Raw genomic sequence first — 16,345 nt, 5'->3', positions numbered from 1 at the left:
GGCCACGATCATGTCCGGAGACGGATCGCGGTCATGTCCGGGCACAGGCCGAAGTCACGTACGAGCACAGGCCGCTGTCACGTACGAGCACAAGCACCCGCACCCGAAAAGCACGGTGGCCCGCGTCCTCCGGGGGAGGCGCGGGCCACCGTCGTGCGCGAGGGACCGGATCTCAGAGACGAAGGCTCGGCGTTCAGCGGACCGTGAAGTGCAGCGTGTCGTCCAGGAACGGGATCTCCAGCAACGGGTTGGGCTGAGCCATCATCGCGAGCAGCACGATGGCCACGCCCAGCACGCCGTACGTGAGCATGTCGGTGAAGCGGGAGCGGACTGCCAGCATGCCCACGCTCGGCAGCATCCAGCGCATCACCGCCCCCGCAAGGAGCGCGGCGCCGATCAGGATCGTGCCGAACCGGAACACGTCGAGCGCGGTCAGCAGCAGCCCGAGCCCGACGGCCGACAGCACGGCGAGGATCGGCCACTGGCGCGCGGGCGCCGGGGCGTCCCCGGGCGCCGCCCGGCCGCCGCCCTCGGGCCGCGCGGTGTCCCGGGTGATCCGCGGGAAGCGCCGCGTGGTGCGCCGCGGCTTCCCCTCGGCGTCGGGCGCGCTGACGGCGTCGGTGACGCTCGGCTCGTCCCCGGCGTTCACGGCGTCCCGCACGGCCGCCTCCGCATCTCTTACGGCCGGCTCGGCGCGTACGGCCGACTCGGCGCCGGCGTCCCGCGCCTCACTGTCCTCGGACCTGCCCTCAGCCGACACTGCGCTCCGCCGCCTCCACCACATTGACGAGCAGCTGGGCTCGGGTCATCGGGCCGACGCCGCCCGGGTTCGGGGAGATCCAGGCCGCCACCTCGGCGACATCCGGGTGGACGTCACCGACGATCTTGCCCTCGGCGCTGCGCGAGACTCCGACGTCGAGGACGGCGGCGCCCGGCTTCACGTCCTCGGCCCGGACGAGGTGCGCGGAGCCCGCCGCGGCGACGATGATGTCGGCGCGCCTCAGGTGCGCGGAGAGGTCACGGGTGCCGGTGTGGCACTGGGTGACCGTGGCATTCTCGCTGCGCCGCGTCAGCAGCAGCGGCATCGGGCGCCCGATGGTCACACCGCGGCCGACGACCACGACCTCGGCGCCCTTGATCTCCACGCCGTAGCGACGGAGCAGGGTGAGGACACCGTTGGGGGTGCAGGGCAGCGGGGCCGGCTCGTTCAGCACGAGCCGCCCGAGGTTCATCGGGTGCAGGCCGTCCGCGTCCTTGTCCGGGTCCATCAGCTCCAGGATGCGGTTCTCGTCGATGCCCTTGGGGAGCGGCAGCTGGACGATGTAGCCGGTGCAGGCGGGATCCTCGTTCAGCTCGCGGACCACCGCCTCGATCTCCTCCTGCGTGGCGGTCGCGGGCAGTTCACGCTGGATGGAGGCGATGCCGACCTGGGCGCAGTCGCGGTGCTTGCCCGCGACGTACTTCTGGCTGCCGGGGTCGTCCCCGACCAGGATCGTCCCGAGGCCGGGCGTGACGCCCTTCTCCTTCAGGGCCGCCACGCGGACGGTCAGATCGGACTTGATCGCGGCTGCGGTGGCCTTGCCATCGAGAATCTGGGCGGTCATGACCCCATCCTCCCGGATGACCCGGTCCTGGTTCCAATCCGGGCACCCCGCGGCCGTCCCACGCGTCTGCGGCGGCCGTCCCACGCCACTCCAGCGCCCGTCCCGCGCCACCCCGGCGGCCCCACCGCACCGCTTCGGCCACCTTCCGGCGCCCGTTTCGGCCGTATCCGGCCATGATCACTGATGTTGCACTTGCACAACACATAAGGAATGCGGCTGGACAAGTAAGAGTCGGCTAAAGAACGATGAGCAGACAGTGCCGCGGGCAGTACCGGGGGGACGAACCGCTCTGTAGAAATTCCTCCGAACCGTGCCGCGCGTCGTCCCCGCACCAGGCAACGGAGGAAAACCCGCCATGAGTTTCGGCGACCCGAACAACCCTTACGGGCAGCCGCCCCAGCAGCCCCCCGCCGCTCCGCCGGCCGCTCCCGGATACGGCTACCCGCAGGCCCCGCCCGGCGTACCCCCGCAGGGCTACGGCTACCCGCAGCAGCCGGCGTACCCCGGCTACCCGGGCGGCAACCAGATGCTTCCGCAGTCGATGCCGGGCCTTCTGGTCACGGCCCGCGTGTTCCTGTTCATCATCTCCGCGGTGCAGATCATCGCGGCTCTCGCCTGGTTCTACGTCGCGGCCTTCGCGAACGACATCTCGAACGCGGCGGACAGCTACAGCTCGTCGTCGGACGATCCGTTCAGCTCGTTCAGCGACGGTGCCGACATCGCCACGGGCGTCCTGGTGGTCATCGGCCTGATCGCGGCGGCCCTCGCGACCCTTTCGATCACGCTCGGCGTGAAGTTCGGCAAGGGCGGCCAGGGCATCCGCATCACCACCGTCATCTACGGCGCGCTCGGCGGGATCGTCGGTCTGATCATGCTCTTCGTCGGCCTCGACTCCGGAATGGCCTCCGCCGTCATCCTCCCGCTGATCTGGGTCGTCTTCGCCGCCATCATCACGGCGGCACCGGTCGTACCCAGCGGCACCGCCTGGTTCGCGCGCCCGCGTTACTGAACGGCGCCACGGCACCGAACAACCTGGTCACTGAACAGCCCGGCGTTACTTAACAGTTCACGCCATTCACTCCAAGGGCCGTGTCTCACCCTGCACAAGGGGGGACACGGCCCTGGTGCGTCTGTCTACCCTGAATCCCGTAGCCGCGCGTGCACGGGGAGACGGACCTTGTACAGCATCATCGTGGTACCTCCGGCGACCACGGAGGCCGAGCGCAACACCCCGCAGATCCACCTCGCTCCGGGCGAGCGCCTCACCTTCGGCCGGTCCGCCGCGGACAACGACCTCGCGATCGCGCACGAGGGCGTCTCCCGCGCGGCCGGTGTGATCACCGCGCAGAGCGCCTTCTGGGTACTGAGCAACCTCTCGGCGCACCAGACGTACGTGGTCGAGAACCCGGAGGGCGCCGGCGAGCACATCAAGGTCGGCCCCGGGCGCCTGGACGCCCCCGTCCCCTTCGAGTTCTCCCGGATCGTGCTGCCCGCGGCGGGCGACCTGCTGCCCATCGAGGTGTGGGCGCCCCGCCACGACTACCTGCGCTCCTCCGGCTCCCTCGACGGCGCGACGACCGCGCCCGCCTTCTCCGTCGACCGCACCAAGCGATATTTCGCGGTCCTCGCCGCCCTGTGCGAACCCCGCCTGCGCGGCGAGCCGCATGCCCCGATCCCCACGGTCGATCAGGTCGTGGACCGGCTGCGCCCGGTCTGGCCGTCCGCCGGCCGCACCACCGTGCAGTGGAACATCGATTACCTCGCGGTGAAGCTGCGCCTCAAGCCCGGCCCCGACACGGCGGACGCGGGCCCGCGCCTGAACGGCAAGAAGGAGTCCCTGGTCTCCCTGGCGCTCCGCTTCGACCTCGTACGCGAGGACGATCTGGTGGTCCTGACGGCACCGCCGACCCGGGCCGGCCAGTGAGCGATCCGTACGCCGTGCAGGTACCCAAGGGCTATCGGGTGGGCAGGTGGGAGGTGCGCGAGCCGATCGCCACAGGGGCCTTCGGGAGCGTGTACGCAGCACGGCGGGCCGGCCCCTCCGAGGACCTCCCCTCCACCGCCGCCCTCAAGTTCCTGCCGACGGGCACCCACACCCCCCGCCAACTGACCCACCTGCGTGAACTGGCCGAGCGTGAACTGGAGTTGCTCAGCAGGCTGCGCTCCGCGCCCCGTCTGATCCGGCTGTACGAGACCCTGACCGTCGACGACCCGGCGCGCCCCGAACTCGACGGCGCCACCGTCCTCGTACTGGAGAAGGCGGAGGGCTCCCTGGCCACGCTGCTGTCCCGGGCGCCGCGCCCCGCGGCCGGTCCGGCGCTGCTCGCGCAGATCTGCGAGGGGCTGGCCCAACTGCACCGGGCGGGCTGGGTGCACGGAGACCTGAAACCGGCCAACGTGCTGCTGATGGAGGACGGTTCGGCCCGGCTCGCCGACTTCAACATGGCCGCCGAGCTGGAGGGCACCCACGCGTACACACCCGCCTTCTCCACCCCCGACTACACCCCGCCCGAACTGCTCTGGGCCGAGATCGGCGAACGCGGCCGCCGCATCAGACCGTCGGCCGACATCTGGGCCTTCGGCGTGCTGGCCCACCTCGTGCTCACCGACTCCTACCCCCTGCCCGGCGGCACCCCGTCGGCCCGGAGGGACGCGGCGATCGCCTATGCGCGCGGCACCGACGAGCTGCGCCTCTCTCCCCAACTGCCGGGCGCCTGGCGGGAGATCGTGCGGGACTGTCTGGCCCGTACGCACCAGGAGCGGATCACCGGAGAGGCGCTGCTTCGGCGGGTGGAGGCGGCGGCCGGAGCGGCCCGTTCGGCGCGCCTGCCGCGACGGCCCAGTCGCGGTGGCCGGGCGGTCCTGGGCGCGGCGGCCGGGGTGGTCGCGGTGGCCGCGCTCGCTTACGGGATCAGTGCGCTCGCGAACGACGCAGGGGACGCGCAGGAGCCCGGCGCGAAGCGGACGGCCAAGGTGAGCGCGGCGCACTACGGCGCCTCCGAACTCCGTACGGACAAGGGCGTTCCCGTCGCGTACCGGGCCCTGATCGTCGACTCGGCGCACGACTGCGTGCAGGCGCCCGTCACACCGGGGCTGATCGCCGCGATGCTGAAGTCCGAGAGCAACTTCGACGCCCATCTCTCCGATCCCGCTGTGGACGAGTACGGAATCGCCCGCTGGACTCCGCGCGTACTGCGCTACTACCTCCGCTCCGACGGAAAGCCGACGTCAAAGATCCCCAAGCCCCCCTTCACGCCCGCCCAGTCGATCCCGGCCATGAGCCGCTATCTGTGTGCGATCGTGCCGCGGCTCAGGTCGGGTCTGGACGGCGACCAGCAGGTGCTGGTCGCCGCCGCCTACCGGACCTCGTACCGAAAAGTGAACGACGCGGGCGGAGTTCCCCCGAAGGTCCGCGCCTACGCCGACCGCGTCGCTCACTACCTCAAGGAGTACACCCCGCCCGGGAAGAAGTGACCCTGAGAGTTCTGAGGTACCCCCGGCGGGCGTCCGGCGCCACCGTGGCTGTGTGTGTCCAACGCGGCGGCCTCCGGCTCCCACGGGGGAGGGCCGGAGGCCGCGGCATTGCAGGGCGGGCTCAGTGGAAGAAGTGGCGGGTCCCCGTGAAGTACATCGTGATGCCGGCCTTCTTCGCGGCCTCCACGACCAGCTCGTCACGGACCGAACCGCCCGGCTGGACCACGGCCTTGACGCCCGCCTCGGCGAGGATCTCCAGGCCGTCGGGGAACGGGAAGAACGCGTCCGAGGCGGCGTAGGAGTCGCGGGCACGCTCGGCGCCCGCGCGCTCCACCGCGAGCTTCGCGGAGTCGACGCGGTTGACCTGGCCCATGCCGACGCCGACCGAGGCGCCGTCCTTGGCGAGCAGGATCGCGTTGGACTTCACCGCGCGGCAGGCCCGCCAGGCGAAGGCCAGCTCGTCGAGCTCGCCCTCGTTCAGGGCTTCGCCGGTGGCGAGGGTCCAGCTCTGCGGGTTGTCGCCGTCGGCCTGGAGGCGGTCGGTGACCTGGAGCAGCGCGCCGCCGTCGATCTGCTTGACCTCGGTCGGGTTCGCGGGCGCCTTGTGGGCGCGCAGCACGCGGATGTTCTTCTTCTTGGTGAGGGCTTCGAGGGCGCCGTCCTCGTACTCGGGCGCCACGATCACCTCGGTGAAGATCTCCGCGACCTGCTCCGCCATCTCCTTCGTCACCGGCCGGTTGACGGCGATGACACCGCCGAACGCGGACAGCGGGTCGCAGGCGTGCGCCTTGCGGTGCGCCTCGGCGACGCTGGACGCGACCGCGATACCGCACGGGTTGGCGTGCTTGATGATCGCGACGCAGGGGTCCGCGTGGTCGTACGCGGCACGGCGCGCGGCGTCCGTGTCCGTGTAGTTGTTGTACGACATCTCCTTGCCGTGCAGCTGCTCGGCCTCGGCCAGACCGCCCGTGCCGTCGACGTACAGCGCGGCGCCCTGGTGCGGGTTCTCGCCGTAGCGGAGGGTGTTCTTGCGCGTGTAGGTGTGGCCGAGGAAGTCCGGGAAGCCACTGTTGTCGGCCGCGGCGTAGTCGTCCGCGAACCAGCTCGCCACCGCCACGTCGTACGAGGCGGTGTGCTGGAAGGCCTCGGCGGCGAGCCGCTTGCGGGTACGGAGGTCGAAGCCGCCGGTCTTGACGGCGGCGAGAACGTCCCCGTACCGCGCCGGGCTGGTCACCACGGCGACGGACGGGTGATTCTTGGCCGCGGCCCGCACCATCGAAGGACCGCCGATGTCGATCTGCTCGACGCACTCGTCGGGCGTCGCGCCCGAGGCGACGGTCTCGCGGAAGGGGTAGAGGTTGACGACGACGAGGTCGAACGGCTCGACACCGAGCTCTTCCAGCTGACGCCGGTGATCGGGGAGCCGCAGGTCGGCGAGGATGCCCGCGTGGACCTTCGGGTGCAGGGTCTTGACGCGGCCGTCCAGGCACTCGGGGAAGCCGGTCAGCTCCTCGACCTTGGTGACGGGGACGCCGGACGCGGCGATCCGGGCGGCCGTGGAACCGGTGGAGACGAGCTCGACACCGGCTTCGTGCAGCCCGCGAGCCAGCTCCTCGAGCCCGGTCTTGTCGTAGACGCTGACGAGCGCCCGGCGAAGGGGCCGCTTGTTGCTCTCGGCGGTCACTGGATAACTACCTTTCGTCCCTCAATGCGATAGCCGTTGCGGGCGAGCCGCCCCACGACATCGACGAGCAGCCTTCGCTCGACTTCCTTGATGCGCTCGTGCAGAGCGCTCTCGTCGTCCTCGTCCCGGACCTCCACCACGCCCTGAGCGATGATCGGTCCGGTGTCGACACCGTCGTCGACGAAGTGGACGGTGCATCCGGTGACCTTCGCGCCGTACGCGAGCGCGTCGCGTACGCCGTGGGCCCCCGGGAAACTGGGCAGCAGGGCGGGATGCGTATTGACGAAGCGCCCACCGAACCGAGCCAGGAATTCCTTCCCCACGATCTTCATGAACCCCGCGGAGACGACGAGGTCCGGCTCGTGGGCGACGACGGCCTCGGCGAGCGCGCGGTCCCACCCGTCCCGGTTGTCGTAGTCCTTGACCCTGCGGACGAAGGTGGGGATACCGGCCCGCTCGGCGCGCGCCAGCCCCTCGATACCGTCCCGATCGGCCCCGACGGCCACGATCTCGGCTCCATAGGCCTCGATGCCGTGGGTCGCGATGGCATCGAGCAGTGCCTGCAGATTCGTACCTGATCCGGAGACCAGCACGACGAGGCGCTTGGCCTTGGCCACGACGGGGCCCTTTCTCGGGGGAGCGTTTGTACGGTCGTACGAATGCTTCGCGCCCCGGGATACGGGGAAGTCTACGAAGCGGCCGACCGTCAGCAACGATACCGGCACACCGGGCGGCCCCCACGGGACGGGGGCGTGGCCGGAAGGTAGCGTCTGGGGAGGATCCACCCGGGAACACCGTCCACCACGGGGGAACGCCCTGCGCGCGCGGGACGTTGACCTGGGACGGGTACGAACGCTCGGGGCGCGGGCCCTGGGGGACGAACATCCTGGGCATGAGCCCGGGGGCAAGAAGCTCTGGGTGCGAGCCCGGGGTCCGACGCTCTGGGTGCGAGCCCGGGGGCAAGCAGTTCTGGGTGCGAGCCCGGGGTACGACGCTCTGGGCGTGAGTCCAGAGGTAAAAAGCTCTGGGCGTGAGTCCGGGGTACGACGCTCCGGGCTTGAGCCCGGAGGGTTGAAGCCTGGGTGCGAACCCAGGGGTAAGAAGCTCAGGGCGTCAGCCCGGGGCTCGAGACCTGGGCCGCGAGCCCGGGATGAAGAAGCTCGGGGCGCGCGTCGCGAGCACGATGCTGTGTGGACACGCCGCCCACCAGAACCACCAAGGGGAAGACGCACACCTGATGCCGGACCGCAGTCTCCGACTCCCTCCGCTCCTGCTGCGTGAGCAGCGTCCTTCGCCCACCCCGCCGCGCTCGAGCGGGGACGCGCCCGCGGACGGGAACGGCTCCGCAGGTGGACGCGGCTCGGCGGGCGGGAACGGCTCCTCGGACGGACGGGGTCCCGACGCTCCTGCCACTCCCCCCTCCAACCCCTCGAACTCCGACGACAATCCGTTCGCTCCGCCCCCGGAGGGGACGCCCGACCGGCCCTGGCAGCCGCGGCGGCCCGCCAACGGGCAGGAAACGGACAGCAACGACGGGGCCGGCCAGAGCGGGCAGTCCCCGTGGGGCAGCCAGTGGAGCGACCGGCAGCCCGGGCCTTCGTCCGGCGGCGGTTTCGGTGACCGGCCGGGGGCGCCGCAGGGACAGGGCGGTCCGGAAGGACCCGGCGGTGGTCCGAGCAGCGGTATGCGCTGGGATCCGACGGATCCGGCTCAGCGCCGCGCGCGCTATGCGCTGCTCTCCGGGATGTGGGCGTTCTTCTTCGCCCTCTTCAGCTGGCCGTACGTGGCACTGCTGCTCGGCGCGCTCGCCCTGTACTGGGGCGGCAGCGCCCTGCGCGCCAAGCCCCGGACTCCGGATCCGGACACTCCGGCGCCGGATCAGAATGCCCGTCCGCAGACAACCGCCGCGGTGAGCGGGCTGGTCACCGCCTCGCTCGCCATCATCATGGTCGCGGCGACCTTCACCGCGCAGCTGGTCTACAGCGACTACTACGCCTGCACGAACGACGCCCTCACCAACGCCGCGAAGCAGTCCTGCAACGACCTCCTCCCGAAGGACCTCCGGGGCCTGCTGGGAACACACGGCTGACGGCCGACGCCGGGGGTGGTCTTTCGCCCCCGCCGCCCCTACCCATTCCCGTCACCAGGGGCTCCGCCCCTTCAACCCCGCCGGGGGGCGCTGCCCCTGGACCCCCGTTCCCAAACGCCGGAGGGGCTCAATCCTTCGCCGGCCGGCACTCTTCAGCCCGTCCGGCGTTTGAGGACGAGGCCCTTCAGGCCGAAGCGGGGGTCTGGGGGCGGCAGCCCCCAGGGGGCGGGACGGGTAGGGGCGGAGGGGGCGAAAAACTCACCCCGGACGAACCTCACGCGGGTTCCGGCGGCTCCGGAGGCGTAGACGCCTCCTTGAGCGCCGCCCAGCGGGCCTCCCGCGACACGTCCTCGTGCCAAGACGAACCCGTGGCGTCGGCCGGAAGGAAGTCGTACGGCTCGTCGGGCTCAAGCGTGGAGTCCAGCGCCCCGGGCTGGGGCTGAGCAGCAGCGGGCGGCACCGTCACCGTCGACACGTCAGCCGGCGTCCGCCGGGCCCGCGACGGCCAGGACAGCCACGAGGGCCACGAAGGCCGCGGCACACGAAGAACCCGCCCAGCGGACGCACCCACCCGAGCCCCCCGAAGCCGCCACCCCCGCACCCCCACCGCCACAGGAACCCCCACCACCCCGGTCCACACCACCGCCGCAGGCCCCACCTGCCACCACACCGGCCCGAACTGGGCGAGCGCCGCCACCCCGAGCGGCCCCCCGGCCAGCCCGGCAAGCACCGCAAGCGCAACGCCGCACAGCCCGGCGGCCAGCGCGACCGCGGCAACCGTCCGCCCCCGGGACCACCCCGCATCCCCCGCCCCGGAACCAGGCACGGCCGCCGCGACCACGAACCACGCCACCGTCACCCCCGCGGCCACCGGCACCACCCCAGTCGCCCAGTTCAACGGCCCCCCGGCCCCCGGCACCGCCGCCAGCAGCGGAAACGCGGGCAGCAGCGACCCCGGCGCGGCCTCCGACAGCGGCCCGGCCACATGCCCCGCACCGAGGACGACCCCGGGCCCGAGCCCGTACGCCGCCCCCCACACCGCCGCGTTCGGCACAAGGGCGAGGCAGAGCAGCAGCACGGCGAACCGCCCCGACCACACCTCGGTGAGCTGCAGGAACGACGCGCGGGCCGACCCCCCGTGCCACACCAGCGACGCCGCCACCAGCAACGCCCCACCCCCGACAAGCACCGCCACCCCGGCCCCGGCGGCCCGCACCACGCCCCCGACGAACCGGGGAGCCTCCGGCGCCACAGAATCGGACGCGCTGACGAAACGACGTACGCGGGAAAGAGGCAGCGCCGCCAGGGTCCGTCGCGCCCACGACGGCATCGGCCCCCGCGGACGCCCGTACGCCGTCCACACCCCCGCCCCCGCCGCCCCCGCGGCAAGCAGCGGCAGGCACACCGCGGTCCACACCCAGGACGGTCGCAAGTCGCCGCCCGAGGTATACAGCGCGGCGGCCGCGCCGATGGACAGATAGCCCACGACGACCCCCGCCCACGCCGTGCGCGGCCCTGCCTCAGACTCGGCGTCGGACGCGTCACGCCCCGCCCGGTGCAGCAGCCACAACGGCAGCACGAGAAGCAGCAGCGGCGTCACCCCCACCGGCATGGTCAGGCCCGACAGGGTGTCGGTGCGCACCAACTCCACACCGTGGGCGAGGAGCCAGAGGGCCGCGGCCACGTGCAGCGCTCCGCCCGGCCCGCTGTCCGGGTACGGCGAGCTGATCCACAGCACCATGACGAGGACGGCGAACGAGCCGAGCCCGAGCCCCGCCGCGAGGGCACCACCCAGGAGGCTGGCGGCCAGTCCGGGGGATCGGTCGCGCATCCGGGTGAGCAGGGGCGACAACGACAGCCTGCGGTCGGTCATTTGGGTCACGACTCTCATGCTCCCAACGACACGCGCTTTCTCGTCGTAACAGGCGAACCTCGGATGTGTCGCTCAATATGCAGCTATGTACTTTTTCGTACGAAGGGGCGCCCTGTGGAGTCCGGCATGACACAGAGCCCTACCACCCCGCTGCCGGCCCCCGAGGAGCGCCGCCGTCTGCGCGAGGCCAAGTCGCTGACCCAGGCCGAGGTCGCCTCCAGACTGGGCGTCACCCGTGAGACGGTGCGCTCTTGGGAGACCGGCCGTACGACGCCGCGCGGCCGCAAACGGGAAGCGTACGCAGAGCTGCTGACCGGGCCGGCGCCCGCGGAGACCGAGGTGACCGTCCGTCTGGAGCCGACCGCTCCCGCACTGGTGGGCGGCGGCGCGCCACCCTCCTACGAGGAGAAGCCGCCCGAGGACGGGGAACCCGAACTCCCCACTCCCGCGCTGACGCCCGCTCAGGCATTCGACGCCCTCTACGCGTTCTGCGCACCCGCCCTCGTACGGCAGACGTTTCTGCTCACCGGGCGGCGCGAGCTGGCGCGCGAGTCCGTGGAGCGGGCCTTCCAACTGGCCTGGCACCGCTGGCCCGAGGTGGCCGTGGACCGGGATCCGGCCGGGTGGGTGCGGGCGGCCGCGTACGAGTACGCGCTCTCCCCCTGGCACCGGATGCGCCTGCGCCACCGGCACCCGGAGACACCGCCCGCCGATGCTGCCGACCGCGCGCTGCTCGACGTACTCCTGAAGCTGCCGCCGGTGTACCGGCGCACGCTGCTGCTGTACGACGGTGTCGGGCTCGACCTGCCCGAGACCGCGGCCGAGACGGAGGCGAGCACGCCCGCGGCGGCCAACCGGCTGCTGCACGCGCGCAAAGCCGTCGCGGCCCGCCTGCCGGAGCTGGCGGTGCCGGAGGAGCTGCACCAGCGGCTCGCCGAACTCGCGAGCACGGAGCGGCTGCGGGCGGCGAAGCCCCACAGCGTCCGCCAGTACGGCGAACAGCGCGCGCGTCGCTGGACCCGCGCGGCCATCGCCTTCACGGTCCTCCTCATCGGCACCACGGCCCTGACGCTCCGCTCGGCCCCGGACCACTACGAGGCCCCCCTGTCCCCGGCCGAAACGGTCCACGGAGTACCACCCCGCGCCGCCCAGGGCCCCCTCTCCCCGACCCAACTGAAGCTCCAGGCCAAGCTCAAGTCGGAGACGGCAAGCGGCCCGGAGAGGCTGGTGCCAGAAGACCGTTAGTGCTGTGGGCAATCGTGCCGCGGGGCGGAACAGGTGGGCACAGCCACCAGCGCCGGGCGCCTTACGAACAGAGGTCCAGGAAACGCCGGTGGGCCCGCACCCCAGCAAGGGGTGCGGGCCCACCGGACGTTCAGCCCAGCAGAGGCTCAGCCCGCAAGGAGCTCACGCGCAAGCTTCGCCGTCTCGGTCGGCGTCTTGCCGACCTTGACGCCGGCGGCCTCAAGGGCCTCCTTCTTCGCGGCGGCCGTGCCGGAGGAGCCGGAGACGATGGCACCGGCGTGGCCCATGGTCTTGCCCTCGGGCGCGGTGAAGCCGGCGACGTAACCGACGACCGGCTTGGTCACGTTGGCCTTGATGAAGTCGGCCGCACGCTCCTCGGCGTCGCCGCCGATCTCACCGATCATGACGATCAGGTCGGTGTCGGGGTCGGCCTCGAACGCGGCGAGCGCGTCGATGTGCGTCGTACCGATGACCGGGTCGCCACCGATGCCGACGGCGGACGAGAAGCCGATGTCACGGAGCTCGTACATCATCTGGTACGTCAGCGTGCCGGACTTCGAGACCAGACCGATACGGCCCGGCTTCGTGATGTCGCCCGGGATGATGCCGGCGTTCGACTGGCCCGGGGTGATGAGACCGGGGCAGTTCGGGCCGATGATGCGGGTCTTGTTGCCCTTCGCCTTCGCGTACGCCCAGAAGGCGGCGGAGTCGTGGACCGCGATGCCCTCGGTGATGACGACCGCGAGGGGGATCTCGGCGTCGATCGCCTCGACCACGGCGGCCTTGGCGAACGCCGGCGGCACGAAGAGGACGGACACGTTGGCGCCCGTCTTCTCGATCGCCTCGGCGACCGTGCCGAAGACCGGGATCTCGTGGCCGTCGATGTCGACGGACGTGCCCGCCTTGCGCGGGTTGACGCCACCGACGATGTTCGTGCCGTCGGCCAGCATGAGCTTGGTGTGCTTCATGCCCGTGGCACCGGTCATGCCCTGGACGATGACCTTGCTGTCCTTGTTGAGGAAGATAGCCATGGCTTTGGTTTTCCCTCGTCCCTTACTTGGCCGCGGCCAGCTCGGCGGCCTTGTCGGCCGCGCCGTCCATGGTGTCCACGCGCTGCACGAGCGGGTGGTTGGCGTCCGACAGGATCCTGCGACCCAGCTCGGCGTTGTTGCCGTCCAGACGGACGACCAGCGGCTTGGTGACTTCCTCGCCCTTGTCGGCGAGCAGCTGCAGCGCCTGGACGATGCCGTTGGCGACCTCGTCACAGGCGGTGATGCCACCGAAGACGTTGACGAAGACGGACTTGACGTCCGGGTCGCCGAGGATGATCTCCAGGCCGTTCGCCATGACGGCGGCGGAGGCGCCGCCGCCGATGTCGAGGAAGTTGGCGGGCTTCACGCCGCCGTGGTTCTCACCGGCGTACGCGACGACGTCCAGGGTGCTCATGACGAGACCCGCGCCGTTGCCGATGATGCCGACCTCGCCGTCGAGCTTGACGTAGTTGAGGTTCTTGGCCTTGGCGGCGGCCTCGAGCGGGTTGGCCGCCGCGTGGTCGACGAGCGCCTCGTGCTCCGGCTGGCGGAACTCGGCGTTCTCGTCCAGGGAGACCTTGCCGTCGAGCGCGATGACGCGGCCGTCGGCGACCTTGGCGAGCGGGTTGACCTCGACGAGGAGGGCGTCCTCCTTGATGAAGGTGTCCCACAGCGTCACCAGGATCTCGGCGACCTGCTCGGCGACCTCGGCCGGGAACTTCGCCTGCGCGACGATCTCGCGGGCCTTCTCGATCGAGACGCCCTCGTTGGCGTCGACCGGGACCTTCGCGAGGGCCTCGGGGTTCTCCTCCGCGACGACCTCGATCTCCACGCCGCCCTGGACGGACGCCATGGCGAGGAAGGTGCGGTTGGTGCGGTCGAGGAGGTACGAGACGTAGTACTCCTCGGCGATCTCCGGAGCGGTCTCGGCGATCATCACCTTGTGGACCGTGTGGCCCTTGATGTCCATGCCGAGGATGTCCGTCGCGCGGGCGACGGCCTCGTCCGGGGTGGCGGCGAGCTTGACGCCACCGGCCTTGCCACGGCCTCCGACCTTCACCTGGGCCTTGACGACGGACTTGCCGCCAAGACGCTCGGTCGCCTCGCGGGCTGCCTCAGGCGTGTCAATGACTTCACCGGCCAGCACCGGTACACCGTGCTTGGCGAAGAGGTCCCTCGCCTGGTACTCGAACAGGTCCACGCGCGTCCGTCCCTATCAGTGATCTCGCGGTTCGTTGTCTGCGTGGGCGTGCCGCGAAGGGCAACGTGACGTCCGCTGTCACAAGGGTGGCGCACACGGTGTCCGAGCGCGCGGCATGTCCGTCTCGCAGGTTATCGCCGCTGGACGAGGGTCTCTAAATCGCAGATCACACCTGAGCGGTGATACCTGTCACAGAGCAGGGCCTCACCAGGCTGGGGTTTGCCTGGTGAGGCCCCTTGAACAGCCCCTGGTGAGGGGCTCAGGGCGGGTGATCCCCACCCCAATGGGGACCACCCGGCCCCACCGCAGGGTTCCGGTCGCACGGACCGACGGCTTTCGGCCGTACGGGGCCGTCGCCCTGCGGAGTCGGTCGGATGCCGTACGTCGGCTTCGCCGGATGTCGCCGTACGGCAAAGGGGGGAACCGTCAGATGCTGTAGGTGCCGTACTGCGCGTCCTGCACGTAGCTCGGCGCGACCGACTGGGCCACGCCCTGGACGCCACTGACGGCGTTGCCCGCGAGGGGGCCGCCGGTCGCCTCGACGGTTGCGTTCAGGTCCTGTGCGAACGGGCCGGCCTGGCCGACGACACCGCTCGCGAACGGGTCGACCTGGCCGACGGTGTGGTCGGCGAACGGCCGCACATCGCCCGCGACGCCGTACGCCAACCCGGTGGCGCTGCCCTCGACACGCGCCACGACCGGCTGCACGAAGTCGACGACCGGCTGCACCGCGCCGACCACGCCCCCGGCGAAGGGCTGCAGGTCGTCGGTCACGACACCCTGCGCGAACGGGGCGACCGGGCCGGTGACGCCGTACGCGAGTGTCCCCGCGTGGCCCGCGACGCCGCCCGCGAAAGGCTGGACGTCGTCGGCCACGCCGTACGCCAGCGCGCCCGCGTCCCCGGCGGCCTGCCCGGCGACCGGGACGGCGCCGTGCACGGCGGTCGCCGCGACGGGCGGCAGGACGGAGGCGGCCGTGTCGCCCACGACCTGGCCGGCGAGGCCTCCGGCCAGCGGCTGTACGTCACCGACGGCGCCGTACGCCAAGGTGTTCGCGTCGCCCGTGGCGCCGTACGCCAGGGTCGTCGCGTCCGCCGTGGCACCGTGCGCCAGGGCCGCCGCGTGACCGGCGGCGTCGTACGCCAGCGCGGTCGCGTTGCCCACGGCGCCGTACGCCAGCGGGGTCACGTTGCCGACGGCGTGGTCCATGACCTGGGTGACGCCGTGGACGGCGGTGCCGGCGACGGGCGGCAGCGCGGCGGCCGCGGTCTCGTCGACGACCGGGATCGCGATGCCCGTGGCGGTGCCGGCGGCGCCCTGGACGGCGCCCTGGGCGCGGGCGGGCGCGCCGGTGACCGTCGCGCCCGCGGTCTTCTGCGCGGTGGCGACGGTCTGCTGGGCCTTCGTCTGCGCGGCGGACGGCACCCCGGCGGCGGTGCGCTGGACGGCGGCGAGCTTCGTCTGCGCCCCCGCGAGGGCCTGCTCCAGCTCGGGAGCGAAGGCCGAGAGCGGGCCGAAGAGGTAGTCGATCTCGTCCTGCGGAGCGCCGACGTCGGCGACCGTCTCCTTGGCCTTGCCCGTCGCCCGGTCCGCGACGGCGGTCTTCGCCTGCGAGAGGTGGGCGACGGAGGGGACCTTCGCGTCGACGTAGCGGCGGGCGTGGTCGGCGGTCCTGGTCGTCGTGGTGGTGGCGGTCTTCTCGACGGTGGAGGTGGCGGTCTTCCCGACAGTGGCGGTCGCGGCGTCGGCCGTGGACTGCGCCTTGGCGGCGGTACCCGTGACGGTCGAGGTCGCGCCGTCGACAGCGGCGCCGTCGGTGACGCCCTCGGTGACATGGGAGACGGTGCTCTGCACGTCGCTCGTCACGTTCCCGACGACGCCGTCGACAGTGCCGGTGACCGAGCCGACGGTGTCAGCGATGTCGAGGCTCGCGTCGGGAGCGGACACGGACGACGCGGGCAGCTCGTCCGCGCTGGCGACGGCGGAGCCGAGCGCCCACGCGCCGGTGATGCCGGCGGTTATGACGATGGAACGGCGGATGTTCTTGTTCATGCGTACGTCAGATCCTTCGGGATTCCGAGAGTTCGGGACATTCCGGTGAATTCCGGGGGCATCCGTCCGGGGATCGGAGGGGTGTCCGGACG

At 71.7% G+C, this 16,345-nt stretch carries 13 protein-coding genes; 5 read left to right on the top strand and 8 right to left on the bottom strand.

The genetic code is table 11. From position 1 onward, the window contains the following. Positions 1–193: 193 nt before the first annotated feature. Positions 194–661 carry a DUF3017 domain-containing protein gene (locus tag AB5J53_RS29715; protein ID WP_369252541.1) on the bottom strand — a complete coding sequence of 156 codons (468 nt, stop codon included), beginning with the start codon at positions 659–661 and terminating at the stop codon, positions 194–196. An 88-nt stretch (positions 662–749) separates the two neighbouring features. Further along, on the bottom strand, positions 750–1,604 hold the full coding sequence (locus AB5J53_RS29710) for a bifunctional methylenetetrahydrofolate dehydrogenase/methenyltetrahydrofolate cyclohydrolase (protein ID WP_369248689.1): 855 nt from the start codon (positions 1,602–1,604) through the stop codon (positions 750–752). Between the two features lie 355 nt (positions 1,605–1,959). On the opposite strand from AB5J53_RS29710, the gene AB5J53_RS29705 reads away from it, so the two are divergent. The 3 genes from AB5J53_RS29705 to AB5J53_RS29695 all read left to right on the top strand — a co-directional run bounded on the left by AB5J53_RS29705 (position 1,960) and on the right by AB5J53_RS29695 (position 5,078). Next, entirely contained in the window at positions 1,960–2,613 is a 654-nt protein-coding gene (locus tag AB5J53_RS29705; RefSeq protein WP_369248688.1) for a hypothetical protein, read from the top strand. A gap of 168 nt (positions 2,614–2,781) precedes the next feature. After that, complete coding sequence (locus tag AB5J53_RS29700) at positions 2,782–3,528, top strand: FHA domain-containing protein (protein WP_369248687.1); 747 nt, start codon at positions 2,782–2,784, stop codon at positions 3,526–3,528. Next, positions 3,525–5,078, top strand: a complete 1,554-nt coding sequence (locus AB5J53_RS29695) for a protein kinase (protein ID WP_369248686.1) — start codon at positions 3,525–3,527, stop codon at positions 5,076–5,078. Before AB5J53_RS29700 ends, AB5J53_RS29695 begins: the two co-directional genes overlap by 4 nt. A 121-nt stretch (positions 5,079–5,199) precedes the next feature. On the opposite strand, the gene purH is transcribed toward AB5J53_RS29695, so the two are convergent. Beyond that, positions 5,200–6,762 (bottom strand): bifunctional phosphoribosylaminoimidazolecarboxamide formyltransferase/IMP cyclohydrolase, encoded by a 1,563-nt coding sequence (purH, locus tag AB5J53_RS29690; protein WP_369248685.1) that lies wholly within the window; start codon positions 6,760–6,762, stop codon positions 5,200–5,202. Then, positions 6,759–7,379 (bottom strand): phosphoribosylglycinamide formyltransferase, encoded by a 621-nt coding sequence (gene purN, locus AB5J53_RS29685; protein WP_369248684.1) that lies wholly within the window; start codon positions 7,377–7,379, stop codon positions 6,759–6,761. The genes purH and purN overlap by 4 nt, the downstream gene beginning before the upstream one ends. Before the next feature lie 620 nt (positions 7,380–7,999). On the opposite strand from purN, the gene AB5J53_RS29680 reads away from it, so the two are divergent. Further along, positions 8,000–8,851, top strand: a complete 852-nt coding sequence (locus AB5J53_RS29680; protein ID WP_369248683.1) for a hypothetical protein — start codon at positions 8,000–8,002, stop codon at positions 8,849–8,851. Positions 8,852–9,125: 274 nt separating this feature from the next. Here AB5J53_RS29680 and AB5J53_RS29675 read toward each other — a convergent pair whose 3' ends face one another. Next, a complete protein-coding gene (locus AB5J53_RS29675) occupies positions 9,126–10,742 on the bottom strand; it encodes a DUF6350 family protein (RefSeq protein WP_369248682.1) in 1,617 nt (538 codons plus the stop codon). A 108-nt stretch (positions 10,743–10,850) separates the two neighbouring features. On the opposite strand from AB5J53_RS29675, the gene AB5J53_RS29670 reads away from it, so the two are divergent. Then, complete coding sequence (locus tag AB5J53_RS29670) at positions 10,851–11,969, top strand: sigma factor-like helix-turn-helix DNA-binding protein (protein WP_369248681.1); 1,119 nt, start codon at positions 10,851–10,853, stop codon at positions 11,967–11,969. A gap of 146 nt (positions 11,970–12,115) precedes the next feature. Here the strand turns inward: AB5J53_RS29670 and sucD are convergent, their stop codons facing one another. From sucD to AB5J53_RS29655, 3 genes are all read right to left on the bottom strand, one after another. Next, positions 12,116–13,000 (bottom strand): succinate--CoA ligase subunit alpha, encoded by an 885-nt coding sequence (gene sucD / locus AB5J53_RS29665; protein WP_369248680.1) that lies wholly within the window; start codon positions 12,998–13,000, stop codon positions 12,116–12,118. 22 nt (positions 13,001–13,022) lie between these two features. Then, a complete protein-coding gene (gene sucC / locus AB5J53_RS29660) occupies positions 13,023–14,201 on the bottom strand; it encodes an ADP-forming succinate--CoA ligase subunit beta (protein WP_369248679.1) in 1,179 nt (392 codons plus the stop codon). A 426-nt stretch (positions 14,202–14,627) separates the two neighbouring features. Next, positions 14,628–16,253, bottom strand: coding sequence for a hypothetical protein (locus tag AB5J53_RS29655; protein ID WP_369248678.1), 1,626 nt, complete (start codon positions 16,251–16,253; stop codon positions 14,628–14,630). Positions 16,254–16,345: the final 92 nt, after the last annotated feature.

This window comes from Streptomyces sp. R41, from assembly GCF_041053055.1.
Lineage (GTDB): Bacteria > Actinomycetota > Actinomycetes > Streptomycetales > Streptomycetaceae > Streptomyces.
This window is presented reverse-complemented; position numbering and strand designations above follow the sequence as displayed.

Coding starts and splice junctions, on each gene's coding strand:
- AB5J53_RS29710 (WP_369248689.1), bottom strand. CDS start 1,604: ATGACCGCCCAGATTCTCGATGGCAAGGCCACCGCAGCCGCGATCAAG.
- AB5J53_RS29705 (WP_369248688.1), top strand. CDS start 1,960: ATGAGTTTCGGCGACCCGAACAACCCTTACGGGCAGCCGCCCCAGCAG.
- AB5J53_RS29680 (WP_369248683.1), top strand. CDS start 8,000: ATGCCGGACCGCAGTCTCCGACTCCCTCCGCTCCTGCTGCGTGAGCAG.
- AB5J53_RS29675 (WP_369248682.1), bottom strand. CDS start 10,742: ATGAGAGTCGTGACCCAAATGACCGACCGCAGGCTGTCGTTGTCGCCC.
- AB5J53_RS29670 (WP_369248681.1), top strand. CDS start 10,851: ATGACACAGAGCCCTACCACCCCGCTGCCGGCCCCCGAGGAGCGCCGC.
- sucD (WP_369248680.1), bottom strand. CDS start 13,000: ATGGCTATCTTCCTCAACAAGGACAGCAAGGTCATCGTCCAGGGCATG.
- AB5J53_RS29655 (WP_369248678.1), bottom strand. CDS start 16,253: ATGAACAAGAACATCCGCCGTTCCATCGTCATAACCGCCGGCATCACC.